A 24,455-nucleotide genomic window follows, 5' to 3' on the forward strand; every position below is an offset into this window, starting at 1 on the left:
ATGCCCGTTTCGGACCACAACCGCCACCGGACCGGGCGACCCCGGGCAAGGTCGTCGCGGGAATGGGTCGACGAGGTGCTCCGGGGGTTGCGGGCGTGTTAACGACGAACTATGTTAGCGATCACATCGATGTGCCGCGATAAGCGCAGGGGTGGGCACCCGGCGTCCACGGCGACCCACGTCCCAACCCACCACACCGCACCCGGCGTCGGCCCCCTCTCGCCGCCGACGACCCACCGCCATCGATGGCGGCCCCGACGTACCCGGCCACCTGGAGGTTCCCCATGCCACCCCTGCCCCTCAGCCGCCGCCACCTGCTTCAGGCCGCCGGAGCCACCGTGGTGGTCTCCGCGACCGGCGTCGCCGTCTCCCCCGCAGGCGCGTCCGCCGCCATCGTGCCCCCGGCCCGGTCCGACATCGGCGTCTCGGCGTACGGATTCGACCCGGGCCAGGTACGACTCAGCGCCGGCCGTTGGATGGACAACCAGACCCGGACGCTGAACTACCTGCGGTTCGTCGACGTCGACCGGATGCTCTACAACTTCCGCGCCAACCACCGGCTGTCCACGAACGGCGCCGCCACCAACGGGGGCTGGGACGCGCCGAACTTCCCGTTCCGGACCCACATGCAGGGTCACTTCCTGAGCGCCTGGGCGTACGCGTACGCGGTGCTGGGCGACACCACCTGCCGCGACAAGGCGAACTACATGGTCGCCGAGCTGGCCAAGTGCCAGGCGAACAACGGTGCCGCCGGGTTCGGCGCGGGTTACCTCTCCGGCTTCCCGGAGTCCGACTTCACCGCGCTGGAGGCACGGACGCTGTCCAACGGCAACGTGCCCTACTACTGCATCCACAAGACCCTCGCCGGTCTCCTCGACGTCTGGCGCTACATCGGCAACACGCAGGCCCGTACGGTGCTGCTGTCCCTCGCCGGCTGGGTCGACACCCGGACGGCCCGGCTGAGCTCCAGCCAGATGCAATCGATGCTGGGCACCGAGTTCGGTGGCATGAACGACGTGCTCGCCGACATCTACCAGCAGACCGGCGACTCCCGGTGGCTCACCACCGCCCAGCGGTTCGACCACGCCGCCGTGTTCAATCCCCTGGCCGCCAACCAGGACCAGCTCAACGGGCTGCACGCCAACACGCAGGTGCCCAAGTGGATCGGCGCCGCCCGGGAGTACAAGGCCACCGGGACCACCCGCTACCGGGACATCGCCAGCAACGCGTGGCGCATCACCGTGGGCGCGCACACCTACGCCATCGGCGGCAACAGCCAGGCGGAGCACTTCCGGGCCCCGAACGCCATCGCCGGCTACCTCAGCAACGACACCTGCGAGCAGTGCAACACGCACAACATGCTCAAACTGACCCGGGAACTGTGGCTGCTCGACCCGAGCCGGGCGGACTACTTCGACTTCTACGAGCGCGCGCTGATCAACCACCTGATCGGCGGACAGAACCCGGCCGACAGCCACGGCCACATCACCTACTTCACCCCGCTGCGGCCGGGTGGTCGTCGGGGCGTGGGCCCGGCGTGGGGTGGCGGCACCTGGAGCACCGACTACAACTCGTTCTGGTGTTGCCAGGGCACCGGCCTGGAAATCAACACGAGGTTGATGGACTCCATCTACTTCTACAACGGGACCACGCTGAGCGTGAACCTGTTCGCGCCGTCGGTGCTGGACTGGACGCAACGCGGCATCACTGTCACCCAGAGCACCAACTTCCCGGTCAGTGACACCAGCACCCTCACCCTGAGCGGCTCGATGAGCGGCTCGTGGAGCATCCGGGTGCGGATCCCGTCCTGGACCAGCGGCGCGACGATCGCCGTCAACGGCACCGTGGAGAACGTGGCCACCACCCCGGGCAGCTACGCCACCGTCACGCGCACCTGGGCCGCCGGCGACACCATCACCGTTCGACTGCCGATGCAGGTCGCCGTCCGGGCCGCCAACGACAACGCCACCATCGGCGCGATCTCGTACGGCCCGGCGGTGCTGGCCGGCAACTACGGCAACACGGCGCTGAGCGCCCCGCCGACCATCACCGTGTCCTCGATCACCCGGACCAGCACCAGCTCACTCGCGTTCACCGCGAGCGCCAACGGGTCCACAGTGAACCTCGGCCCCTTCCACGACGCCCACGGCTTCAACTACACGGTCTACTGGAACACCAGCGGAAGCGGCGGCACCGGCGGCAGCTACCGACTGGTCAACGTCGGCACCGGGCTGGTCCTCGGTATCCAGAACATGTCCACCGCCGACGGTGGTCTGGCGGTGCAGTGGAGCGACAGCGGCACCGCGGACCACAACTGGGTGGTCATCACCGACGGCAACGCCGTCCGGTTCCGCAACGTCAACAGCGGCAAGGTCCTGGGCGTGGAGAACATGTCCACCGCCGACAACGCCCGGGTTCTCCAGTGGGCCGACAACGGCACCGCCGATCACCGGTGGATCCTGGTGGACAACGGCGACGGCACCTACAAGATCCGCAACGTCAACAGCAACAAGCTGCTCGGAATCCTGAACGGGTCGACCGCCTGGGGAGCGCAGGCCGTGCAGGATCCGGACAACGGGAGCGCGGACAACCGGTGGAGGCTGGTCCGCAACGCCTGACCTCCGCCCCGCTCGACGGGCTCACCGGCGCGGTCACCCGAAGGCCGCGCCGGTGACGCCGGGCGGGCGCCCGCCAGCGGTCGTACAGTGGGGAGGGTCCTGGCCCCAGTGAACGTGGCGGACGTGTCGGCTCGTGCCGCTTCCGCCCGGAAGGAGCACAGTGAACCGCCCCCTCCGCACCACGCTTGGCGGCGCGTTGGCCGCCGTCATGCTGGTCACCGTCGCCGTCGCCCCGGCGCAGGCGCACCCCGCAGGGCGCCCGCCGGCCGTTCTCGCCCTCCCCGACGGGTTCCAGCCCGAGGGCATCGCCACCGCCGGCCGGTACGCCTACTTCGGCTCCCGCGCCACCGGTGCCATCCAGCGCGTCGACCTGGTCACCGGCCGGGGCACGACGATCGGCGCGGCCACCGGCACGCCGTCGCTCGGCCTCAAGGTCGACACACGTGGCCGGCTCTTCGTCTCCGGTGGCACGGCTGGCGACGCTCGTGTGCTCGACACCCGCACCGGCGAGGTGCTGGCCCGCTACCAGTTCGCCACCGCCCCGACATTCGTCAACGACGTCGTGCTGACCCGCGACGCGGCATACTTCACCGACTCGAACCGGCCGGTGCTCTACCGGCTGCCGCTCGGTCGCGGTGGCGCGCTGCCGCCCGCCGACGCCTTCACCACGATCACGCTGACCGCCGCGTACGAGCAGGTCGGCACGGGGGTGAACCTCAACGGCATCGCCACCACACCCGACGGCCGGGCGCTGATCGTCGTCCAGTCCTCCACCGGAACGTTGTACCGGGTCGACCCGGCGACCGGGGCGAGCACCGTCGTGGACGTGCCGGGCCACACCTTCACCAACGGCGACGGGCTTCTCCTGCTCGGCCGCACCCTCCACGTCGTGCAGAACCGCCTCAACCAGATCGCGGTGGTCCGGCTGAACCACGCCGGCACCGCCGGAGCGCTCACCGGAACCATCACCGATCCGCACTTCGACGTACCCACCACCGTGGCCAAGGCGCTGGGTCGGCTCTACCTGCCCAACGCCCGGTTCACCACACCGCCGACCGCCACCACGCCCTACACGGCGGTCGCGGTCCGCGCCCACTGAGCGACCCGAGGGGGCACCCGCCGCGCGGGTGCCCCCTCGCCCCACCGCTCCTGGGATCTCGATCGTCGTTTCGGCCGCCAGTAGGATCACTGGCACCTCGGCGACGACTGTCGCCTCGCGCACCCCGGAGTCCGTGTGGCCGCCCGTCCGTACCGGTTCCTGCGCCGAACCCTGGCCGTGGGCTGCATCCTCGCCGCCGCCGCGCTGCCCGCCAACCCGCAGGCAGCGCCACCGGCCGCACCGCCGGCCGCGCCCACCGGCGTCGCGCAGCCCACGGTCCTGCGGATGTTGCAGATGAACCTCTGCAACAGTGGCCTCGCCGGCTGCTACACCGGCCGCGCGATGGCCAGGGCCGCAGAGGTGATCACCGCCGAGGCGCCCGACCTGGTCACCCTCAACGAGATCTGCGCGGGCGACCTGCCGGCCCTGCGCCGGGTGTTCCAAACCGTCCACCCTGGCCAGAGCGTTGTGGCCGCGTTCCAGGCCGCCGGCGACCGCCCGAGCGGCGACGACACCCGCTGCCGCAACGGCCAACGGTTCGGCATCGGGTTACTGGCCCACCTGCGGACGCCGGGCACACCGAGCACCGTGTACGCCGGAACCCACCCCACGCAGGACCTCGCGGACCCCGAGGAACGCGCCTGGCTCTGCGTCGACGTCGACAGGGCCCTGCTCGCCTGCACCACGCACCTGTCGGCCAGCGGCGGCTACCGCGTCGCGCTCGCCCAGTGCGACCACCTGCTCGGCACCATCCTGCCGACGATCAGCCGCGACGCCGGGTACGAACCGACAGTGCTCGGCGGTGACCTCAACCTGCGCGCCGGCACCGACCCCGACGTGCGGTCCTGCATCCCACCTGGCCATCAGCGGGTCGACGATGGCCGACTGCAACACGTCACGGCGACCGCCGACATCACCCTCTGCTGTCGCAGCCAGGTGCCCATGAACGGGACGACCGACCACCCCGGGCTGCTGGTCACCCTCACGATCGACAGCAGCCGTCCCGGCCGGCGGCCGGCCTGATCCGCCTCCGTTCGGGCACCGAGACGGCCGGATCCACGAGGTCGCCAGCAACACGGCGCGGGCCGGCCGCACGGCGTCAGCGCGGCGGCGTGTCCCGGCGGGACGGGAACGGAGTACCGGGCTGGCCGAGGGTGGAGCGGGCGCGCAACCCGACCGGGTCGGGAGCAGGGGTGGGCGCCGGGGCCGGCGGCTCCGAGAGCCGCAGCCCGTTCAGGTACGCGGTGGCGGCCCGGTCGTCATCGGTCGGAGCGGCGAGCAGCGCGTAGAGCAGACCGACCACCCCGAAGATCACCGCCAGCACGATCGGCACCAGCAGGGTGCTCACCCCGGCGCCGGTCACCTCACCCGCCCGCTCGTGGCGGTGCACCGACAGGGCGCTCATGCCGGTGAAGTGCATCCCGTTGACAGCGATCCCCATGACCAGCGCGGAGGCGAAGATCGCCAAGCCCCGCCGGACGGTCATCGCGAGCCACAGCGCGACGGTGGACGCCACCACGGCGATGACCACCGAGAGCACGACCCGGACCGTGTCGTAGCCGAGGGTGCCGTTGAGGCGCATGGCGGCCATGCCGGTGTAGTGCATGGAGGCCACGCCGACGCCGGTGAAGACACCGCCGGCGATCAGTCGTACCGGATTCAGCCGGCCGGTGCCCACGATGGCCAGGCCGATACCGACCGCCACCACGGCGATGACCGTGCTGGCCGCGGTCAGCGGCACGTCGTAACGAATCCGGGTGTTCTCGACGGCGAAGCCGAGCATGGCCATGAAGTGCATCGCCCAGATGGCGGTGCCGCCCAGCGCCCAGGCCGACAGCAGACCCCACCACGCCCGCTGGCCGTTCGTCCGGGCCGTACGGATGCGCCCGGCGCAGACCAGACCGAGGATCGAGCCGAGCACGGACAGCGCGTAACTCAACGCGGGCGTGATCCAACCGTACTCAAAGTGATTGATTTCCGCCACGGCGGCTTTCTCCCCATTCGTTACCGACGCGTCAACAAGACGCCCCGGCAATGATCGGGGGTGCTGTGATCAGGCGCAATAGGCCCCCCGGGCCATTCGAGGGGTGCCGTTTAGGTAACCGTCCGCTGCGTCGATTTACCCGGCGAAAGTTACTGGACGTAACTGCCACGATGACGTGTGGTACGCGAGAACGCCTCGATTGGCGGCCGCTATAGCCTGTCGAGCTGTCGACCGCAGCTCCGTTGCGGCACCGCCGGAGTCGGCAATCTGACCGAGCAGGTCGACGACCTGGCGGGCCGCGCCGGCCGGCACCGGGCCCGGCGCCGCGCCCCTCACCCAACTCCAGCCGCCGCGCGGCCTCCCGGGTGTGGCGCAGTGCGGGCACGTACCTCGACGGCCCGCTTGTCCCCCGTGCGAGCTACCGCAGGTGCGCTCCGAGCGGTGACGATTTCCGGCAGGCGAAAAAATAGTGTTCGACCCAGGCCGCTGCGCCCGTGCAACGGCCTTGGGAAGGACTCCGATGCGTTTCGTAAAGCAACTCGTGGCCGTCGCGGCGGTCGCTTTCGCCGGCGGCCAGGCCATCGTCGCCGTGCAGGGCAACGACTGGCTCACACTGCCACTCGGCGTGCTGACGTCGGTGCTCGCCATCCTCGTCTACATCTGGGTCGTACGGCGTACCGAACGTCGCGTGGTCACCGAACTCGCGAGGGCCAGAGCCGTCTCGCAGACCGGCCTGGGAACGGTGCTCGGGGTCGGGATGTTCGTGGCCGTACTCGTCAACATCGCGCTCTTCGCCGAGTACCACATCAACGGCTTCGGTTCGGCGACGGGCGCGATGGGGCTGGTCGGGTTCATGGCCGCCGCCGCCGTGACCGAGGAGGTGCTCTTCCGCGGCGTCCTGTTCCGCATCATCGAGGAACGCGCCGGCACCTGGATCGCCCTGCTCCTCACCGGCGTGGCGTTCGGCATGATGCACCTGACCAACCCGGATGCCAGCCTGTGGGGCGCGACCGCGATCACGATCGAGGCCGGGTTCATGCTCGCCGCCGCCTACGCCGCAACCCGCAACCTGTGGCTGCCGATCGGCCTGCACTTCGGCTGGAACATCGCCGCGGGTGGCATCTTCAGCTCCGTGGTTTCGGGCAACGAGCAGTCGAAGGGCCTGCTGGAGACTGCCATGTCGGGCCCGGCGCTGCTCACCGGGGGTAACTTCGGCCCCGAGGCGAGCGTGTTCGCGGTCACGGCGGGCGTGCTGACGACCGCGGGATTCATGTGGATGGCTCACCGGCGCGGCACCATCGTCCCGCGTCGCCGCCGCGCGGCCGCCGCCCCGGCGACGGTTACAGTCACCGCGTGATCGACCGTCGGACGTTCCTGGACCGGTGGCGGCAGCACGCCGTCACGGTCCGGGATCTCCCGGTGGCACTGCTGCTCGCCGCCGCGTCGGTGGTACCGGCGTTGCAGGACCGCGGGACGCAGCTCGGCGACCTGCCGGCGCGTCCCTTCGACGCGCTGGCCACCGTGGCGATCCTCCTCCAGTGCCTGCCACTGGCCGTCCGTCGACGCTGGCCGGCGCTCTGCCTCACCCTGGTGTCCCTCGGCTTCGCGCTCGACCAGCTCCGGGCCTACCACACGGTGGCGGGTGCCGGGCTTGCCATCGCGCTGGTGAGCGCGGCGGCACACCTCGACCAGCACCGGCGTACCGCGGTGGTCCTGGCCTCCGCCGCGTACGTGTCGCTGGCTGTCGCCCTGCATCGGCAAGGCTCGACCGAGGGCTTGCTCGGGTTCGGCACGTTCTATCTGATGCTGGCCTTCGCGTGGGGCATCGGGGTGTGGCTACGGCAGTCCCGGGCAGCCGAGGCGGAACGCCGTCGACACGTCGCCCTGGCCGCCCGCAACGCCGAACGCACCCGCATCGCCAGCGAACTCCACGACGTGGTGACCCACCACGTGACGGCGATGGTCGTGCAGGCGGAGGCGGCGCGTTACCTGACCGCCGCCCCCGAGCGCCTCGACACGACCCTGACCGCCATCACCGACACCGGCCGACGGGCCATCACCGACCTGCGGCATCTGCTCGACCTGCTCAACCCCGACCACGCCACCGATCCTCGTACGCCGGCCGTCGGCGACCTGCGCGCCCTCGTCGAGCAGACCCGCCGGGCCGGGCAGCCTGTGGAGTTCACCGAGGAGGGCAGCCCCGCGGGGGTGACCGGCGGCGGCGAGGTCGTCGCCTACCGGGTCGTGCAGGAGGCGCTGACGAACGCCCTCAAGCACGCCCACGCCAGCCGCACCATCGTCCACGTACGGCACGGCGAAAGGGACACCTCGGTGAACGTCAGCACCGACGGATCGGGCTCGCCCGCCGCGACGCCCGGTGGGAGCGGGCGCGGCCTCGCGGGGCTACGCGAACGGGTCCACGTGCTCGGTGGCGAGTTCAGCGCGGAACGGCAGGCGGGCGGCGGTTTCGTCGTGCAGGCCCGCATCCCCACCGGGAGCCCGTCGTGACCGCGTCTATCCGGGTCCTTGTCTGCGACGACCAGGAGCTGATCCGCACCGGCTTCGCCACGATCATCGACGCCCAGCCCGACATCGACGTGGTGGGCGAGTGCGGCAACGGGCGCGACGCTGTCGACCTCGCCCGCCGGCTGCGCCCGGACGTGGTCGTCATGGACGTACGGATGCCGATCCTCGACGGCATCGGGGCGACCCGGCTGCTGGCCGGCCCCGGGGTCACCGAGCCCGTCAAGGTGCTCGTGGTGACGACGTTCAACCTCGACGAGTACGTGTACGAGGCGCTGCGCGCCGGGGCGAGCGGTTTCCTGCTCAAGGACGCCCCACCGGCCCAACTGCTGCATGGCATCCGCACTGTCGCGTCCGGTGCCGCGCTGCTGGCGCCCGAGGTGACCCGGCAGCTCGTGGGCAGGTACGCCGAGCGGATCCGCCCGGCCGGGGGCACAGTGGACGACGTCGGCCTGACTCCGCGTGAGCTGGAGGTGTTGCGCCTCGTCGCCACCGGCCTGTCCAACGGCGAGATCGCCGCCCGGCTGGTGATCAGCCAGGAGACCGTGAAGACCCACGTGTCACGGATCCTCACCAAGCTCGACCTGCGCGACCGGGTGCAGGCGGTCGTCTACGCCTACCGGACGGGCCTGGTGAGCTGACTGTCGACGTCAGCGGGGCGGGTTGTCCCGGCGTGGGCGCGGCGAGCAGGGCGTCGATCCGCTGCGTCGATCAGCCGACGGTCTTCACTGGGAGTAATAATCAGACCGAGGTGTGGTAGGCCAGAACACCCCGGTTGACCGCTGCGATCGCCTGCCGGGCGGTGGACCGCAGCTCCGGCGAAGCGCCGCCGGAGTCGGCAAGCTGACCGAGCAGATCGACGACCTGGCGGGCCCACCGGACGAAGTCACCGGCGGGCATCTCACCATCGATCTCGTGACCGCTGCCGAGCACCTTCGCCAGCGCCTCCCCCCGGGCCCACCGGTAGACGGGCCAGGCGAAACCGAGATCCGGCTCCCGGGTCGCCGTCAGCCCCCGCGCCGCCTCGTCGGCCTCGATCTCCCCCCACAGCTTCAGCGTCTCGTCCACCGCGTCGGCCACCGGCCCACGCGGCAGCGACGCCCTCTCGTCGACATCGCGGCGCGCCTCGAACACCACCACTGACACCGCGGCGGCCAGCTCGGCCGGGGACAGCCCGTTCCACACCCCCCGGCGCAGGCACTCGGCGACCAGCAGGTCCGCCTCGGTCCAGATCCGGCTCAGCATCCGACCGGCGTCGGTGACCGCGCCGTCGCGGGCGAGGTAGCCACGCTCGGTCAGCAGCGCCACGATCCGGTCGAACGTCCGCGCGAGGGACCCGGTACGACCACTGACGCGCTCGCGCAGCTCCTCGGTGTCGCGCTCCAGCCGACGACGCCGCTCCGCCCAGCGGGCGTGGTCCTCACGCTCCGGGCAGGCGTGGCAGGGGTGGTGACGCAGCTCGCTGCGGAGCTGGGTGATCTGGTGGTCCTCGCCGGTCGCCTGCCGGGAACGGCCCCCGCGCCGGCCCGCGTGCCGATCCAGGCCGGTGCCGCTGACCTCGGCGGCGAGATCCCGCCGGGCGCCCGGGGACCGGTGGTTGAAGTGTTTGGGCACCCGGATCCGGGCCAACACCTCGGCCGGGGTGGTGAAGTCGCCGGGGCTGACCCGCCCGGCCCAACGGTCCTGGGTGAGCACCAACGGACGGGGCTCACCGAACCCACCGGTCGCCGGGTCCAACACCACGGCCAGCCCAGCCCGCCGGCCCGACGGCACCCGGATCACGTCGCCGATCCGCAGCCGCTCCAGCGAGGCCACCGCGGCGGCCTTGCGCTGGGTCTGCCCCTGCCGGGCGATCGCCTTCTCCCGATCGGCGATCGCCACCCGCAGCGCGAAGTACTCGTCGAAGTCGCCGTGGTGGCAGGCGGCCTCCGCGCCGTACGCCTCGATGGTCTCGGTGTTGCGCTGCACCTGCCGGGCCAGGCCGACCACCGACCGGTCCGCCTGGAACTGGGCGAACGAGGACTCCAGCAGCGCCCGGGCCGGCTCCGCGCCGACCGTGCCGACCAGGTTCACCGCCATGTTGTACGACGGCCGGAAGCTGGAGCGCAGCGGATAGGTGCGGGTGGACGCGAGCCCGGCCACGTGCCGTGGGTCGGTCTCCGGGGACCACACCACGACGGCGTGCCCCTCCACATCGATGCCTCGGCGGCCGGCACGCCCGGTGAGCTGGGTGTACTCCCCCGGGGTCAGGTCGACGTGCGCCTCGCCGTTGTACTTGACCAGCCGTTCCAGCACCACGCAGCGGGCCGGCATGTTGATGCCCAACGCCAGCGTCTCGGTGGCGAAGACCGCCTTGACCAGGCCGCGGACGAACAGCTCCTCGACGACCTCCTTGAACACCGGCAGCATGCCGGCGTGGTGGGCGGCCAGGCCGCGTTCCAGGCCGTCGAGCCACTCCCAGTAGCCCAGGACCGACAGGTCCTCGCCGGGAATGGCAGTGACGCGGGACTCGACGACCCGGCGGATCTCGGCCCGTTCCTCCGCCGAGGTGAGCCGCAGCCCGGCGGCGAGGCACTGCTGCACGGCGGCGGCGCAACCGGCCCGGCTGAAGATGAACAGGATCGCCGGTAGCAGGCCCTCCCGGTCCAGCCGGTCGACGATGTCCGGGCGCAACGGGCCACGCCAACGCGGGCCACGCCGGCCGGCACCGGGCCCGGCGCTGCGCCCCTCACCCAGCTCCAGCCGCCGCGCGGTCTCCCGGGTGTAGCGCAGCAGCTCCGGGTGCACGTCGTGCTTGCGGGCGGCGTCGGCGTCGTGGAACAGGTCGAACATCCGCTTGCCGACCAGCATGTGCTGCCACAACGGCACCGGCCGGTGCTCACTGACCACCACGGCGGTCTCGCCGCGCACGGTGACCAGCCAGTCGGCGAACTCCTCGGCGTTGGAGACCGTCGCCGACAACGAGACCAGGGTGACCGAAGCGGGCAGGTGAATGATCACCTCTTCCCAGACCCCACCGCGGAACCGGTCAGCCAGGTAGTGCACCTCGTCCATCACCACGTACGCGAGGCCCTGGAGGGTGCTGGAGCCCGCGTAGAGCATGTTGCGCAGCACCTCGGTGGTCATCACCACCACCGGCGCGTCGCCGTTGATCGCGTTGTCGCCGGTCAGCAGGCCGACCTGCTCGGCGCCGTACCGGGCGACCATGTCGTGGTACTTCTGGTTGGACAACGCCTTGATCGGGGTGGTGTAGAAACACTTGCGTCGCGGCGGTGGGGTCGTCGCGTCGACGGCGGGCGCCGGGTCATCGGGCCGACCCCGCAACGCCAGGTGGACGGCGAACTCCCCGACCACCGTCTTACCGGCGCCGGTGGGAGCGCAGACCAGCACACCGCTGCCCCGCTCCAGCGACTGGCACGCCTCCCGCTGGAAGTCGTCGAGGTCGAACCCCAACTCGAGGGCGAACTCGTCCAGCGCCGGAAACTGTGCGGCTTGTGCGGCCTTGCGGCGCGCCGCTGCGTACCGCTCGGCGGGGCTCGACATGGCACCAAGATTAGTGCGTGCCGCGTCATGTCACCCCACAAGGCCGTCCGGAGGCGCGGTCGGGGGCGGTCGGTAGGGTGCACGGCGTGCCGGACCATGCCGAACCGCCCCAGACCAGTCCGCCGGGCACCACCGAGCGCCGGGCGTCCCGACGCCCTGTCAAGGCGGTGCTCTTCGACTTCCACGGCACCCTGGCCCAGGTGGAGGACCCCCAGCGGTGGGTGTCGGAGGCCGCGGCGGCGTGCGGCGTCACACTGGACCGCGTCCGCGCCACCTCGCTGGCCGACCGACTGCTCACCGCCGGTCGCGCCGGCGGGCCACTGCCGGTACGGGTGCCGCCCCGACTCGCCGAACTGTGGGCCGACCGGGACCTCTACCAACACGCCCACCGGGGCGCGTACACCGGCCTGGCCGAGACCGTCGACGCCGGCATCGACGGCTTCGCCGACGCGCTCTACGAGCGGCTGCTGACCACCGAGGGCTGGCTGCCGTACGCCGACACCGCCCCCACGCTGACCGCGTTACGCGACGCCGGGGTGCCGGTGGCGGTGGTCAGCAACATCGGCTTCGACCTGCGGCCACACTTCGACGCCTGGGGGCTGACCGACCTGGTCGGCGCGTTCGTGCTCTCGTACGAGGTGGGGCGCTGCAAACCCGACCCGGCGATCTTCTGGCGTGCCTGCGGCATGCTGGGCGTCGACCCGGAGCAGACCCTGATGGTCGGTGACACCCCGGCGGACGCGGGCGCGGTGGCCGCCGGCTGCTCGGCGCTGGTGCTCCCGGCAGCCGAGCCGGGCCGGGAGAACGGGCTGGGCGCGGTGCTCGACCTCGCACTGCCCGGCTGACCGACGGTGTGTGTGCCGTCAGTCGGGAATGTGAATCACCGGTAGCTGGCCATCGCCGTACCGGGCCTCCCCGGTGAGGATCGAAGCGTCGGGGCTCACGCGGCCGGCTGCTCGATCGTCGCGGCGGCGGTATCCAGCGCGTGCTGGCGGGCCCGCTCACGAAGGGCGCTGCGGCGCTCCGGCGACCAGTCGGCCTCCACGGCCGCCCGGCGGGCGCGAGCCTCGGCCACACCCTGCTCGGTGATCGGGATGCCCTGGTGGGCCAGCTCCGCGTCCAGGGCGTCCAGCCGCATGCGGTCGCGGACAGCCTGGGTGATGTAGGCGCTGGCGTTGGACTCCCGCTCCAGGCGCTCAGCCACGTCCGGCGGCACAGAGATCGATAGTTTCCGCATCGCACCCGTCATACCAGGGACCGTACGCCGGTAGCACCGTGTCGGCGAACACCACCGCCGTGTCGGCGGGTGGATGCCGCCGTGTCGGCGGGTGGATGCCGCCGCAGGTTGGCCAGGGCGGACGGCCTACCGTCGTGCCCGTGACCGAGATCCTGCTGCCCACGCCGGCACCGGCAGAAACGCCACCAGCCCGCGGCGGTGGCGTCGTCGCGGTGGGGCTGGTGCTCGGTGGGGCCCTGTCGGTGCAGTTCGGCGCCGCCGTGGCCGCGTTGCTCTTCCCGCGTACCGGGGTGGCCGGTGCGGTGACCCTGCGGCTGACCATCGCGGCGGTGCTGCTGCTCGTCGTGTGCCGGCCCCGCCTGCGCGGACACGACCGGTCGGCCTGGCTGGCGGCCGGCGCGTTCGGGCTGGCGCTGGCCGGCATGAACTCGCTGTTCTACCAGGCCATCGAACGCATCCCGCTCGGCCCGGCGGTGACGCTCGAGGTGCTCGGCCCCCTCGCGCTGTCGGTGTTCTCCGCCCGCCGACTGGCCAGCTGGGGCTGGGCGGGGCTCGCGCTGGCCGGGGTGGCGCTGCTCGGGCAGGGCGGCTTCGACAGGCTGAACCCGGTCGGGGTGGCCTTCGCGTTCGGCGCGGGCGCCATGTGGGCCGCGTACATCGTACTGAGCGCCCGGGTCGGCGGCCGCTTTCCCGGCGCGGACGGGCTGGCCCTGGCGCTGACCGTCGCCGCGCTGGTCACCCTGCCGCTGGGCATCGTCGACGGCGGCGCGGCGCTGCTCGACCCGCGGGTGCTGGCCCTCGGCGCCGCCCTCGCCGTGCTCGCCTCCGGGCTGCCCTACACCCTGGAGCTGATGGCGCTGCGGCGGATGCCCACCGCCACCTTCGCCGTGCTGATGAGCCTCGGCCCGGCCGTCGCCACCCTCGCCGGCTGGCTGGTGCTGCGGCAGGAGTTGACAGTGCTGGAGTGCACCGCCATCGTGCTGGTGATCGCCGCCAGCATCGGCGCGGTACGGGTCAACGCAGCAGCCGCACGGCGCCCGGAACCGCGCTGATCGTCACCGGCAACTCCAGGGAGCGTTCCCCGTCGGCGTACGACGTGATGCCCTCGGCCGCCAACTCCACGGTGCGGGCCCGGAAGCTGCGCACCAGCGGATGACTGATGTGGGTGCCCTGGTAGATGCGCGGCTTCACCCGGATCAGGGTGCGCCGGTTGACCCGACCCGCCACCACCACGTCGAGCAGCCCGTCGGTCGGGTCCGCGTCGGGGCAGATCCGCATGCCACCGCCGTACGTGGGGCAGTTGCCCACCGCCACGAGCACCGCGTCCAGGTCGTGCGGCACCCCGTCGAGGCGCAGCGTGTAGCGGCGTGGGCGCAGCCGGGCCAGCTCGACCAGGATCGCCAGGTCGTATCGGCGCGGGCCGCGGGGCCAGCGCATCCGGTTGGCCCGCTCGTTGACGATCGCGTCGAACCCGGCCGCGAGGACCGCCCCGTACCAGCGCTCGACGCCGTCGACTCCCACCATCCGGGCCAGGTCGAACGGTTGACTGCGGCCGTCGCGTACCGCCTCGGCGATCACCGCCGCCGCAGCGAGAGGGTCGGCCGGAAAGCCGGTGTCCAGGGCGAAGTCGTTGCCGGTGCCGGCCGGGATCGGGCCGAACGGCACGTCGGTCCCGGCGACCGCCTGCAACGCCCGGTGCACGGTGCCGTCGCCACCGACCGCCACCAGCGCACCCGCGCCGTCCCCGACCGCCTGACGGCATGCCGCCTCCGCCTCGCCCGGGCTGGACGCCGACAACAAGCGAAGCGGCCGACCCGCGTCGGCCAGCCCGTCCAACAACCGGGGTAGCAGTGCGCTGTACCGTCCCCGACCGGCGGACGGGTTCATGAGCACGGCCACCGGCCCACCGGCGAGCGGGGCGCGGTCGACGGGTTCGCCGGCGACCGGGCCGGGCAGGTGGTCGTCTGCGGTCACGGGCAGCACCGTACCGGTCGGACACCCGCCGTTCACCAGGGGCAGGTGCCGTCACCAACAGTTCCGCCGCGGGCGCGGGAGGTGACGCGACGACGCCGCCCCCGAGACACGGGGACGGCGTCGGTGGACCGGTCGGCGCGAAGCCGTCAGGTCATGTCGTCGTAGCGGCGTTCGATCGGCGCCGGTTTGGCGATCGGCTCAGGTTCGCCGATCGGCGCTGCCGAGTCGACCCGCTGCCCGGCCACGACCGGGTCCGCGTCGAACTCCAACGGCGACACCTCGTCGTCGTCGATGCCGGCGTAGATCTCCTTGCCGCGCCCACGCCGCTTGTCGTTGAGGAAGGCGACGCCCACCGCACCGAAGTAGAGAGCGGAGAGGCAGATCGCCAGGGCCGTCATCCCGAACGGGTCCGGCGTCGGGGTGACCACGGCGGAGAACGCGAAGAACACGAAGATCGCCACGCGCCACCAGCTGAGCAACCGCTTCGCGCTGGCGATGCCCACGAAGTTGAGCATCAGCACGACGAGCGGGAACTCGAAGGCCACGCCGAACAACAGGATCAGGTTGGTGACGAAGGAGATGTACTTGGTGATCTCCAAGGTCGTGCTGATCTCGCTGTCCGAGATGCTGAGCAGGAACTCCAGGCCCTTGGCCGTGACGAAGTACGCCAGCACCGCACCGGCCGCGAACAGCGGCGCGGCGAGGGCGGTGAAGAAGTACGCGTAGCGCCGCTCGTGCCGGTGCAGGCCCGGCGCGATGAACGCCCAGAGCTGGTACAGCCAGATCGGCGCGGCCACGATCAACCCGACCCAGAGCGCGACCTTCAGGTTGAGCAGGAACAGGTCGGCCGGGCCGAGCTGCACGAACTCGCACTTGCCGTCGACATATCGGGCCTGCGGCAGGTCACAGTAGGGCTGCTGGAGCAGGTGCAGCACCGGCTTGGCCAACCAGAAACCGAAGCCGAACCCGATGAGGATCGCCACGGACGCGCGGAACAGACGGTTGCGCAGCTCACGAACGTGCTCGATGAGCGTCATCGAGCCGTCGGCGGCCCGTTCGAACGGGCTCGGGCCGCGTTTACGCAGTGCGAAGGCCACGGGAGTGGGGCCCTTCGGTCAGTTGTCGCGGACGCGGTGCACCGGGTCGACGACCGGCTGCTGCGGCGGGGCCTGCTGGTACGGGGCCTGCTGCGGCTGGCCAGCGTACGGCGCCTGCTGCCCGGCGTGCGGCGGCAGCGGCTGGTAGCCGGCCTGCGCGTCGGCCTTCTCGGCGAGGTCGCGGTCGTCATCCTGCAGGCTCTTGGTCTCGGCCTTGATGATCCGCAGCGACCGACCCAGCGAACGGGCCGCGTCGGGGAGCCGCTTCGCACCGAAGAGCAGGATCAGCACAACCACGAGAACAGCGATGTGCCACGGCTTGAGGGCACCCATGAGAAGCTCCAGTCGCTCTGTGTCCGGGGGGTGGTACGCAGCCCATCGTACGTGCGGATCGGCTGCCCGCCACCCGCTGGGTGGTGGTGGTCTGGGCGGGAGGGTGAAGTCTTGACCAACCCGCGATGATCCGTCAACCATCGCCGGGCGCGTACCCGATCAGCCGCGCTTGGCCTTGATCACGGCGAGTCGCTGGGACGTGGTGTCGAGCCGGCGTTGGACGTCCTCGGCACGCTGTTGCAGCGACTCGGCGGTGTCCCGCAGCGCCTCGGCCTCGGCGGCGCGCCGCTGCAACGCCACGGCGGCGCGGCGCAGCCGGGGCAACCGGGACAGCACCGGGCGCACGGCCAACGCGAGCACCACGAGGGGTAGCAGCACCACCGCGAGCACGATCCAGATCAGCACGGCGGTCAGCCTACTGGGTGCGGCCGGCCACCGCCGGGTCACCCGACGGCGCGCGCTCCGGGTCGACCTCGGGCAGCCGGGGCACGGCCGCGGGCACGGCGTACGCGTCCAGCGCGGCGGCCGCCGTCGCCCGCACCTGCTCGGCCAACTCCACCGGGGCGACCACTGTCGCCTCCGGGCCGAGGCCCAGCACGAAACGGCGGGCCCACCCCAGGTCGGTGACCCGCAGGGAGACGAGCCACTGGTCGCCGTCGCCGGCCTCCACCCGCTCGCACGGGTAGTACTCGGTGATCCACCGTTCGCCCCGACCGATGCGCAGGGTGATCAACGGTAGGTCGGCCGAGGGGCGGAACACGCCCTCGGTGAGGTCGTGCGGGACGGCCTGCGGCGGCACCGTGGCCGGCTCGTCCAGCTCGGTGACCGCGTCGATCCGGTCCGCGCGGAACAGCCGGACGGCCTCCGCGCGCCGACACCACGCCTCCACGTACGCCCGCCCGCCGACCATCAGCATCCGCAGCGGGTCGATGACCCGCTCGGTGGTCTCGTCCCGGGCGGCCGTGTAGTAGGTGATCCGCAGGGCCCTGCCGCTCTCCACGGCGGCGCGCAGCGCCTCGACCCGCGGGGCGTCCCCGGGCAACCGGACCGCCACCGGCGCGCCCACCAGGTCGCCCGCGGCCTCGATCTTGGCGAGGGCCCGTTCGACGGCCTCCCGGTTGGCCACCCCGGGCGTCTCGGCCAGCATGCGCAGCGCCACCACGAGGGCCAGGGCCTCGTCGGGGGTCAGTCGTAACGGCCGGTCGATGCCGGCGTCGTAGGTGATGGTCACCCGGTCACCGTCGAACGCCATGTCGATCAGGTCACCGGGGCCGTACCCGGGGAGCCCGCACACCCAGAGCAGCTCCAGATCCTCCCGGAGCTGACGCTCGGTGACGCCCAGGTCACCGGCCGCCTCGGCGATCTCGATGCCGGGCCGGGCCAGCAGGTAGGGCACCAGGTTGAGCAGTCGGGCCAGGCGGTCGGCGGACGCGCGGGAGCCGTTGCGGGCGGCCGGGCGGGTCACCGGGCACCTCCGCCGACGGCCAGCTCGTCGTGGCGCACGGCGATCTCCTTGAGTCGTTGGATGACCGCCTCGCGGACCTCCGGTGGGTCGATGACCCGCACGTCCGGGCCGTAGCCGACGAGATGACCGGCCAGCCCGTCGGGTTCGGCGTACGGCAGGACCAGCCAGTCGCCGTCCGGCCCGGCGGTCACCTCCACCGCCCAACGGCGCAGCCCGGCGGCCCGCCCGGGCGCGGCCAGCACGGTGGCCCGACCGGTGCGCTCCGCCGGACCCGACCAGCGGGCCACGTGGCTGATCAGGTCGACGTTGGCCCGCGGCTCGTACGCGCCGGGCGCGCCGGTCACCCGGACCGCGCCGACGACCCGGGACAGCCGAAAGCAGCGGGTCGCCTCCCGGTCCTGGTCGTGGCCGACCACATACCACCGGCCGCGCCAGCAGACCACGCCCCACGGTTGCAACCGTCGCCGCGTGGGAGCGTCGCGATCGGGCACCCGGTAGTCGAACCCCACCTCGCGGCGGTCCCGGGCGGCGGCGGTCAGCGGCGCGAACGCCGGGTCGACAGTGACCATCGGCTCCAGGCCGAGGGTCGCCTGCGGGTCCACGTCCACCCCGGCGGCGCGCAGCTTGGCCAGCCCCGACGACGCGGCGGCGGCCAACCCGGCGTGCTGCCACAGCCGGGCGGCGATGCCGACGGCGGCGGCCTCGTCCGGTTCGAGGAGGATGTCGGGCAGCGCGTATTCGCGGTGGGCGATCCGGTAGCCGGGCTCGGCGTCGAAGGCGCTCGCCGTGCCGGTCTCCAGTGGGACGCCCAGCTCGCGCAGCTCGGCCTTGTCCCGCTCGAACTTGCGTTGGAACGCCTCGTGGTCGCGCGCGTCGTCCGGATCGTGCTCGTAACCGGGCACGGTCGCGGCGATCTGCGCGGCGGTCAGGAACCGTCGCGTGGACAGCAGGCAGATCACCAGGTTGACCAGGCGTTCGGTGCGGGTCCGCGACACGCGGTAGACGCTAGCAGCCGACCCGCCCACACCGCGCACCCGCGCGGGCGTGCCGCACACTTGTTCGGATCGGGCCTCCCCCGGCGCGTCGCCGTCAGCGGTCATAGGGTGATCCTCATGTCGCAAGCGGAGGCCAGACCCGAGAGCGAGAGCGTCGGCACCGTCGTCGTCGCCGGTGCGGCCAACCTCGCCATCGCGGTCGCCAAGCTGATCGCCGGGCTGATCTCCGGATCAGCCGCGATGCTCTCCGAGGCGGCGCACTCGATCGCCGACACCACCACCGAGGTGCTGCTCTTCCAGGCGCTGCGCCGCGGCGCCCGCCCGGCCGACCAGCGACACCCCTTCGGGTACGGCAAGGAAAGCTACGTCTGGGCGTTCTTCGCCGCCATGTTCACGTTCGTCGCCGGTGCCGGTTTCGCCGTCACCCACGGCGTCACCACGATCCTGGTGCACAAGCACAGCGGCGACTACCTGATCTCGTACATCGTGCTCGGGGTGTCGTTCGTCATCGAGTCGATCTCCCTGGCCCGGGCCGTGCGGCAGGTCCGCCGCGAATCGCGGCGCTGGCGGACCACGCCTCGGCGGTTCCTGCGGTTGACCGCCGACACCACAGTCAAGGCGGTCTTCCTGGAGGACAGCGCGGCCCTGATCGGTCTGATGCTGGCCGGGCTCGGCGTCGGTCTGTCGCACGCCACCGGCGACGAGGTGTGGGACGGCGTCGCGTCGATCCTGATCGGGCTCCTGCTGCTGACCGTCGCCGGGATCCTCGCCAGCAACAACCTGTCGCTGCTGGTCGGCCGGGCCGTCCCGGAGCGGCTGCGTCACGAGATCGAGCAGGATCTGGCCGGGCTGCCCGAGGTGGAACGCATCGACACCCTGTTGACCATGCAGCTCGGCCCGCAGGACATCCTGGTCGCCGCGAAGGTCGACTTCCGCGACGAGGCCACCGGCGCGCAGATCGAGGCCAGCGCCGACGAGGCCGAGCGGCGGCTCACCAACCGGTACCCGGAGATCCGCTTCGTCTTCCTCGACCCGACCCGTTCGATGCCGGGCGCCACCGGCACCGCCCGGCACACCCAGGCCGGGCCGAGCCCGGACGCCGGCGGCCCCGAGCCGATCTGACCCGCACCCGGGCGCGGGCCGCCACGCCCGCGCGGCTAGCGTGCCCGTCATGGTGCGATGGCGTACGGGGACGGTGGCGACGCTGCGACGGCAGTGGACCGGGGCGGTGGAGCTGGACGTCGACCTGCCCGACGGCACGCGGATGCGCGCGCTGGCCTACCCGGAGCTGGTCGGCACGCCCCAGCCCGGCGACCGGGTGCTGCTCAACGCGGGCGCGCTGCTGATGGGGCTGGGCACCGGCGGGTACGCCCTGGTGGTCGCCCTGCCCGACCGACTGCCGCCGGACCCGCCGGAGGTCGCCGACACCCGCGACGCCGGGCATCTGGTCAAGGCCCGCTACACGCCGTTGCAGCCGATCCTCCTCGGCGTCGACGAGGAGGCCTCCCCGCACCGCGACGTGCTGGCCGACGCGGACGACCTGGGCGGGCTGCCCGTGGTCACCGCCGACCTGCACTCGGCGCTCCCGGCGATCCTGGCCGGCATCCGGGCCGACGCCCCGCAGGCGCGGGTGGCGTACCTGCTCACCGACGGTGGGGCGCTGCCCGCCTGGTTCTCCCGTACCCTCGCCGGGCTGCGGGGCGAGTTGGTTGGCACGATCACCGTCGGGCAGGCGTTCGGTGGCGACCTGGAGGCCACCACCCTGCACGGTGGTCTGCTCGCCGCCCGCCACGTGCTCGACGCGGACGTGGCGATCGTGGCCCAGGGGCCCGGCAACCTGGGCACCGGCACCCGGTGGGGCTTCTCCGGCGTCGCCGTCGGCGAGGCGGTCAACGCGATCGCCACGCTGGGCGGGAAGCCGGTCGGCTCGTTGCGCATCTCCGACGCCGACCTCCGCCCCCGACACCGGGGCGTGTCACACCACAGCCTCACCGCGTACGGCCGGGTGGCGCTCGCCGCGGCGGAGCTGGTGGTGCCCGACGACCTGGACCCGGCCCTTGCCGCCGAGGTGGACGCGGCGCTGGCGCCCCTGGCGACCCGGCACCGGATCGTCCGGGTGCTCACCGACGGTCTGGACGCCGCGCTGCGGGCCAGCGCGGTGCCGCTGTCGACGATGGGGCGGGGCCTCGACGCCGACCACGCCTACTTCCTGGCAGCAGCCGCCGCCGGCCGCCACGCAGCAACCCTGCTCCCCTGACCCAACCCCGAGTTGGTCAAGAGATTTACGTCAGAAACCGGGCTCGGCTTGACGCAAACCTCTTGATCAGACTTGAGGGTGCGTCCGGGTCAGGCCAGGAAGATCAGGGCTAGCCAGCCGCCCACGATGAGCGCCAGCGCCAGGGCCAGCACCCACGTCGGCACTGTGTAGTCACCGCGCCGGTTACGGTCGACCTCGGCGCGGATCTTCTCCCGCCGGCGTTCGATCCAGTTCTGCCGCTCGGTGCCGCGCTCGGAGCGGTCGGAAGGTCCAGAAGTCGTCATGGCGCGCTCAGCTTAACCGCTCGGTGCGCCGGGCTGACCGGCCCCGTCGACGCAGCGCGTCGACGGGGCCGGCAACCGGTCACATGCTGGCGATCAGCCGCTCCACCCGCTCGTCGTACGCCCGGAACGGGTCCTTGCAGAGCACTGTGCGCTGCGCCTGGTCGTTGAGCTTCAGATGCACCCAGTCGACGGTGAAGTCCCGGCGCTTCTCCTGGGCGTGCCGGATGAACTCGCCCCGCAGCCGGGCCCGGGTGGTCTGCGGCGGGGTCTCCTTGGCCTCGAAGATCTCCGGGTCGGTGGCCACCCGGTCGACGTCGCCGCGGCGCTCCAGGAGCCCGTAGAGGCCCCGGCCGCGGCGCACGTCGTGGTAGGCCAGATCCATCTGCGCCACCCGGGGGTGCGACAGCGGCAGGTCGTGCTTGCGCTGGTAGCGCTCGATCAGCCGCAACTTGCTGACCCAGTCGATCTCCCGGGAGACCGGCTCCAGGTCGCCGGTCTCCACCGCGTTGAGCACCCGGCCCCACAGCTCGACGACCCGCTTGGCGGCCTGGTCGCCGCCGCGTCGCTCGACGAACTCGGTGGCCTTGGCGAGGTATTCCTGCTGGACGTCCAGGGCGCTGACCTCCTTGCCGTTGGCCAACCGCACCTTGCGCCGGCCGGTGATGTCGTGCGACACCTCCCGGATGGCCCGGATCGGGTTCTCCAGGGACAGGTCGCGCATCACCACCCCGGCCTCGATCATCCGCAGCACGATGTCGGCGGTGCCGACCTTGAGCAGCGTGGTGACCTCGTTCATGTTGGAGTCGCCGACGATCACGTGCAGCCGCCGGTAGCGCTCGGCGTCAGCGTGCGGCTCGTCGCGGGTGTTGATGATCGGACGGCTGCGGGTGGTCGCCGAGGAGACGCCCTCCCAGATGTGCTCGGCCCGCTGCGAGAGGCAGTAGACCGCACCGCGTGGGGTTTGCAGCACCTTGCCGGCCCCGCAGATCAACTGCCGGGTGACCAGGAACGGGATGAGCACGTCGGCGAGCCGGCCGAACTCGCCGTGTCGGGAGACCAGGTAGTTCTCGTGGCAGCCGTACGAGTTGCCGGCCGAATCGGTGTTGTTCTTGAACAGGTAGATCTCACCCGCGATGCCCTCGTCGTGCAGCCGCTTCTCCGCGTCGACGAGCAGGCCCTCCAGGATCCGCTCGCCGGCCCGGTCGTGGGCGACGAGATCGGTCACCGAGTCGCACTCCGGTGTCGCGTACTCCGGATGCGACCCGACGTCCAGGTAGAGCCGGGCCCCATTGCGTAGGAAGACATTGCTCGACCGGCCCCAGGACACCACGCGACGGAACAGATACCGCGCGACCTCGTCCGGGGACAGCCGCCGCTGCCCGCGATAGGTACAGGTGACGCCGTACTCGGTCTCGAGGCCGAAGATTCGCCGCTCCATGGTGTGACATTAGCCGCCCGGAGGCCCGGTTCGTCACTGTCAGACCACAGGTCGTGCCCCGAGCGCGGTCACATACCGGTTGAGTGCGACATTCCGTCCGGACCGAGGCTCGCCACGAACCGCCGGCAGCTGTCGTACTCCGGAAGCAGACCCCGCTCGCGGACCTGCGCCAGAGTCGGCGCCGCGTCGTCGCGCGCGGACAGCAACGGGACATCGGCGGGCCACTCGATGCCCAACTCCTCGTCCAGCGGGTGCACGGCGTGCTCGCCGGTCGGGTTGTAGGTGGTCGAGCAGAGGTAGCTCAACGTCGCGTCGTCGGTCAACGCGCAGAACCCGTGCCCCAGACCTTCGCTGAGGTAGACCGCCCGACGGTCGGTGTCGTCCAGCCGGACGCCCTCCCAACGACCGAAGGTCGGCGAGCCGACCCGCAGGTCCACGACCACGTCGAGGACAGCGCCCCGCACGCACGTCACGTACTTGGCCTGCCCGGGCGGGACGTCGGCGAAGTGGACGCCGCGCACCACGCCGCGCGCGGAGACCGACAGGTTGGCCTGGGCCAGCCGGAGCGGATGCCCCACCACCTCGGCGAGCCTGTCGAAGCGGTACCACTCCATGAACATGCCGCGCGGGTCACCGTGCTGCTGGGGGATGATCTCCCAGGCGCCCTCGATGCTCAGCTCCCGGATCTTCACCAGGAACCCCCGTCGTTGCCGGCCTGATCGCTGAGCAGACCGAGCAGGTAGGTGCCGTAGCCGCTCTTGGTCAGCGGCTCGGCCAGCGCGCGCAGCTGCGCGTCGTCGATCAGGCCGGCCCGCCAGGCGACCTCCTCGATGCAACCGATCTTGAGACCCTGCCGCTCCTCGACCACCCGGACGAACTCGGCGGCCTGCATCATCGAGCTGAACGTGCCGGTGTCCAGCCAGGCGGTGCCCCGATCCAGCACCGTCACCGCCAGCTCCCCGGTCTCCCGGTACACCTCGTTGACCGCCGTGATCTCCAGTTCGCCGCGGGCGCTCGGGGTGAGCTTGCGGGCGATGTCCACCACCCGGTTGTCGTAGAAGTAGAGGCCGGGAACCGCGTAGCGGGACTTCGGCCGGGCCGGCTTCTCCTCGATCGAGAGCACCCGACCATCGGCGTCGAAGTCGACCACGCCGTACTCCTGCGGGTTTGCCACCTGATAGGCGAAGACCCGCCCGCCGACCAGGTCACTGTGGTCCGCGAGCTGCCCGCCCAGACCCACGCCGTGAAAGATGTTGTCGCCGAGGACCAACGCCACCGACTCGGCGCCGATGAAGTCCGCGCCGAGGATGAACGCCTGCGCGATGCCCTCCGGGCGCTCCTGACTGACGTACTCCAGCCGCAGCCCGAACTGGCTGCCGTCGCCGAGCAGCCGACGGAACTGGTCCTGATCGTCCGGAGTCGTGATCACCAGGATCTCCCGGACCCCGGCCATCACCAGGGTGGAGAGCGGGTAATAGATCATCGGCTTGTCGAAGACCGGCATCAGCTGCTTCGAGACCGCCCGGGTGATCGGCCAGAGCCGGGACCCGGTGCCGCCGGCAAGTAGGATTCCGCGCATCGGGGAAGCCTAGCCGCACCCGGGCACGT

Annotated in this window: 23 protein-coding genes and 1 pseudogene; 10 read left to right on the forward strand and 14 right to left on the reverse strand. The window is 71.8% G+C overall.

The genetic code is table 11. The features are described 5' to 3' along the window. Window positions 1-284 precede the first annotated feature (284 nt). The 3 genes from ACGF3C_RS31705 to ACGF3C_RS31715 all read left to right on the forward strand — a co-directional run bounded on the left by ACGF3C_RS31705 (window position 285) and on the right by ACGF3C_RS31715 (window position 4,740). Entirely contained in the window at window positions 285-2,618 is a 2,334-nt protein-coding gene (locus tag ACGF3C_RS31705) for a beta-L-arabinofuranosidase domain-containing protein (RefSeq protein ID WP_357223260.1), read from the forward strand. 160 nt (window positions 2,619-2,778) lie between these two features. Beyond that, window positions 2,779-3,717: a superoxide dismutase gene (locus tag ACGF3C_RS31710; protein WP_393227397.1), complete on the forward strand. Its 939-nt coding sequence runs from the start codon at window positions 2,779-2,781 to the stop codon at window positions 3,715-3,717. A gap of 135 nt (window positions 3,718-3,852) precedes the next feature. Then, window positions 3,853-4,740 carry an endonuclease/exonuclease/phosphatase family protein gene (locus tag ACGF3C_RS31715; protein WP_393227398.1) on the forward strand — a complete coding sequence of 296 codons (888 nt, stop codon included), beginning with the start codon at window positions 3,853-3,855 and terminating at the stop codon, window positions 4,738-4,740. 76 nt (window positions 4,741-4,816) lie between these two features. Here the strand turns inward: ACGF3C_RS31715 and ACGF3C_RS31720 are convergent, their stop codons facing one another. Together ACGF3C_RS31720 and ACGF3C_RS31725 are read right to left on the reverse strand one after the other, a co-directional pair. Further along, entirely contained in the window at window positions 4,817-5,701 is an 885-nt protein-coding gene (locus ACGF3C_RS31720) for an MHYT domain-containing protein (RefSeq protein WP_355007968.1), read from the reverse strand. Between the two features lie 135 nt (window positions 5,702-5,836). Beyond that, a pseudogene (locus ACGF3C_RS31725) lies at window positions 5,837-6,037 on the reverse strand (hypothetical protein); the annotation flags it as partial. 184 nt (window positions 6,038-6,221) lie between these two features. On the opposite strand from ACGF3C_RS31725, the gene ACGF3C_RS31730 reads away from it, so the two are divergent. From ACGF3C_RS31730 to ACGF3C_RS31740, 3 genes are read left to right on the forward strand one after another with little or no spacing between them, the layout of a single operon-like run. After that, window positions 6,222-7,058, forward strand: a complete 837-nt coding sequence (locus tag ACGF3C_RS31730) for a CPBP family intramembrane glutamic endopeptidase (RefSeq protein WP_393227400.1) — start codon at window positions 6,222-6,224, stop codon at window positions 7,056-7,058. Next, entirely contained in the window at window positions 7,055-8,209 is a 1,155-nt protein-coding gene (locus tag ACGF3C_RS31735; RefSeq protein WP_393227402.1) for a sensor histidine kinase, read from the forward strand. The genes ACGF3C_RS31730 and ACGF3C_RS31735 overlap by 4 nt, the downstream gene beginning before the upstream one ends. After that, window positions 8,206-8,865: a response regulator transcription factor gene (locus ACGF3C_RS31740; protein ID WP_357223244.1), complete on the forward strand. Its 660-nt coding sequence runs from the start codon at window positions 8,206-8,208 to the stop codon at window positions 8,863-8,865. Before ACGF3C_RS31735 ends, ACGF3C_RS31740 begins: the two co-directional genes overlap by 4 nt. A 100-nt stretch (window positions 8,866-8,965) precedes the next feature. Here the strand turns inward: ACGF3C_RS31740 and ACGF3C_RS31745 are convergent, their stop codons facing one another. Further along, window positions 8,966-11,767: a DEAD/DEAH box helicase gene (locus ACGF3C_RS31745; RefSeq protein WP_393227404.1), complete on the reverse strand. Its 2,802-nt coding sequence runs from the start codon at window positions 11,765-11,767 to the stop codon at window positions 8,966-8,968. 86 nt (window positions 11,768-11,853) lie between these two features. On the opposite strand from ACGF3C_RS31745, the gene ACGF3C_RS31750 reads away from it, so the two are divergent. Beyond that, complete coding sequence (locus ACGF3C_RS31750; RefSeq protein ID WP_393227405.1) at window positions 11,854-12,612, forward strand: HAD family hydrolase; 759 nt, start codon at window positions 11,854-11,856, stop codon at window positions 12,610-12,612. A gap of 95 nt (window positions 12,613-12,707) precedes the next feature. Here the strand turns inward: ACGF3C_RS31750 and ACGF3C_RS31755 are convergent, their stop codons facing one another. Further along, window positions 12,708-13,004, reverse strand: coding sequence for a hypothetical protein (locus ACGF3C_RS31755; protein WP_393227407.1), 297 nt, complete (start codon window positions 13,002-13,004; stop codon window positions 12,708-12,710). Between the two features lie 134 nt (window positions 13,005-13,138). Between ACGF3C_RS31755 and ACGF3C_RS31760 the strand changes: the two genes are divergently transcribed. Next, window positions 13,139-14,056 carry a DMT family transporter gene (locus ACGF3C_RS31760; protein ID WP_393227409.1) on the forward strand — a complete coding sequence of 306 codons (918 nt, stop codon included), beginning with the start codon at window positions 13,139-13,141 and terminating at the stop codon, window positions 14,054-14,056. Here ACGF3C_RS31760 and ACGF3C_RS31765 read toward each other — a convergent pair. The 6 genes from ACGF3C_RS31765 to ACGF3C_RS31790 form a co-directional block, all read right to left on the reverse strand. Next, a complete protein-coding gene (locus ACGF3C_RS31765; RefSeq protein WP_357223266.1) occupies window positions 14,019-14,891 on the reverse strand; it encodes a diacylglycerol kinase family protein in 873 nt (290 codons plus the stop codon). The two genes, ACGF3C_RS31760 and ACGF3C_RS31765, sit on opposite strands and share 38 nt — an antisense overlap. Before the next feature lie 233 nt (window positions 14,892-15,124). Next, entirely contained in the window at window positions 15,125-16,075 is a 951-nt protein-coding gene (gene tatC / locus ACGF3C_RS31770; protein WP_357223228.1) for a twin-arginine translocase subunit TatC, read from the reverse strand. Window positions 16,076-16,093: 18 nt separating this feature from the next. Next, entirely contained in the window at window positions 16,094-16,408 is a 315-nt protein-coding gene (gene tatA, locus ACGF3C_RS31775) for a Sec-independent protein translocase subunit TatA (RefSeq protein WP_124855346.1), read from the reverse strand. Between the two features lie 159 nt (window positions 16,409-16,567). Further along, window positions 16,568-16,813: a hypothetical protein gene (locus tag ACGF3C_RS31780; RefSeq protein ID WP_357223225.1), complete on the reverse strand. Its 246-nt coding sequence runs from the start codon at window positions 16,811-16,813 to the stop codon at window positions 16,568-16,570. 10 nt (window positions 16,814-16,823) lie between these two features. After that, complete coding sequence (locus ACGF3C_RS31785) at window positions 16,824-17,873, reverse strand: helix-turn-helix transcriptional regulator (protein ID WP_393227411.1); 1,050 nt, start codon at window positions 17,871-17,873, stop codon at window positions 16,824-16,826. Continuing rightward, complete coding sequence (locus ACGF3C_RS31790) at window positions 17,870-18,868, reverse strand: helix-turn-helix transcriptional regulator (protein ID WP_393227412.1); 999 nt, start codon at window positions 18,866-18,868, stop codon at window positions 17,870-17,872. Before ACGF3C_RS31790 ends, ACGF3C_RS31785 begins: the two co-directional genes overlap by 4 nt. A 117-nt stretch (window positions 18,869-18,985) precedes the next feature. Between ACGF3C_RS31790 and ACGF3C_RS31795 the strand changes: the two genes are divergently transcribed. Together ACGF3C_RS31795 and ACGF3C_RS31800 are read left to right on the forward strand one after the other, a co-directional pair. After that, the gene (locus ACGF3C_RS31795) at window positions 18,986-19,990 is read left to right on the forward strand and encodes a cation diffusion facilitator family transporter (protein ID WP_357235459.1); all 1,005 of its coding nucleotides are present in this window, start codon (window positions 18,986-18,988) and stop codon (window positions 19,988-19,990) included. A gap of 49 nt (window positions 19,991-20,039) precedes the next feature. Beyond that, window positions 20,040-21,125 carry a DUF3866 family protein gene (locus tag ACGF3C_RS31800; RefSeq protein ID WP_357235665.1) on the forward strand — a complete coding sequence of 362 codons (1,086 nt, stop codon included), beginning with the start codon at window positions 20,040-20,042 and terminating at the stop codon, window positions 21,123-21,125. A gap of 89 nt (window positions 21,126-21,214) precedes the next feature. Here the strand turns inward: ACGF3C_RS31800 and ACGF3C_RS31805 are convergent, their stop codons facing one another. The 4 genes from ACGF3C_RS31805 to rfbA form a co-directional block, all read right to left on the reverse strand. Continuing rightward, window positions 21,215-21,409 carry a hypothetical protein gene (locus ACGF3C_RS31805; RefSeq protein WP_357235662.1) on the reverse strand — a complete coding sequence of 65 codons (195 nt, stop codon included), beginning with the start codon at window positions 21,407-21,409 and terminating at the stop codon, window positions 21,215-21,217. 79 nt (window positions 21,410-21,488) lie between these two features. After that, entirely contained in the window at window positions 21,489-22,847 is a 1,359-nt protein-coding gene (gene pafA / locus ACGF3C_RS31810) for a Pup--protein ligase (protein ID WP_393227415.1), read from the reverse strand. A gap of 68 nt (window positions 22,848-22,915) precedes the next feature. Next, window positions 22,916-23,539 (reverse strand): dTDP-4-dehydrorhamnose 3,5-epimerase, encoded by a 624-nt coding sequence (gene rfbC, locus ACGF3C_RS31815; protein WP_357230855.1) that lies wholly within the window; start codon window positions 23,537-23,539, stop codon window positions 22,916-22,918. Continuing rightward, a complete protein-coding gene (rfbA, locus tag ACGF3C_RS31820; RefSeq protein WP_355007955.1) occupies window positions 23,536-24,426 on the reverse strand; it encodes a glucose-1-phosphate thymidylyltransferase RfbA in 891 nt (296 codons plus the stop codon). Before rfbA ends, rfbC begins: the two co-directional genes overlap by 4 nt. Window positions 24,427-24,455: the final 29 nt, after the last annotated feature.

Source organism: Micromonospora sp. NPDC047762, assembly GCF_043204655.1.
Lineage (GTDB): Bacteria > Actinomycetota > Actinomycetes > Mycobacteriales > Micromonosporaceae > Micromonospora.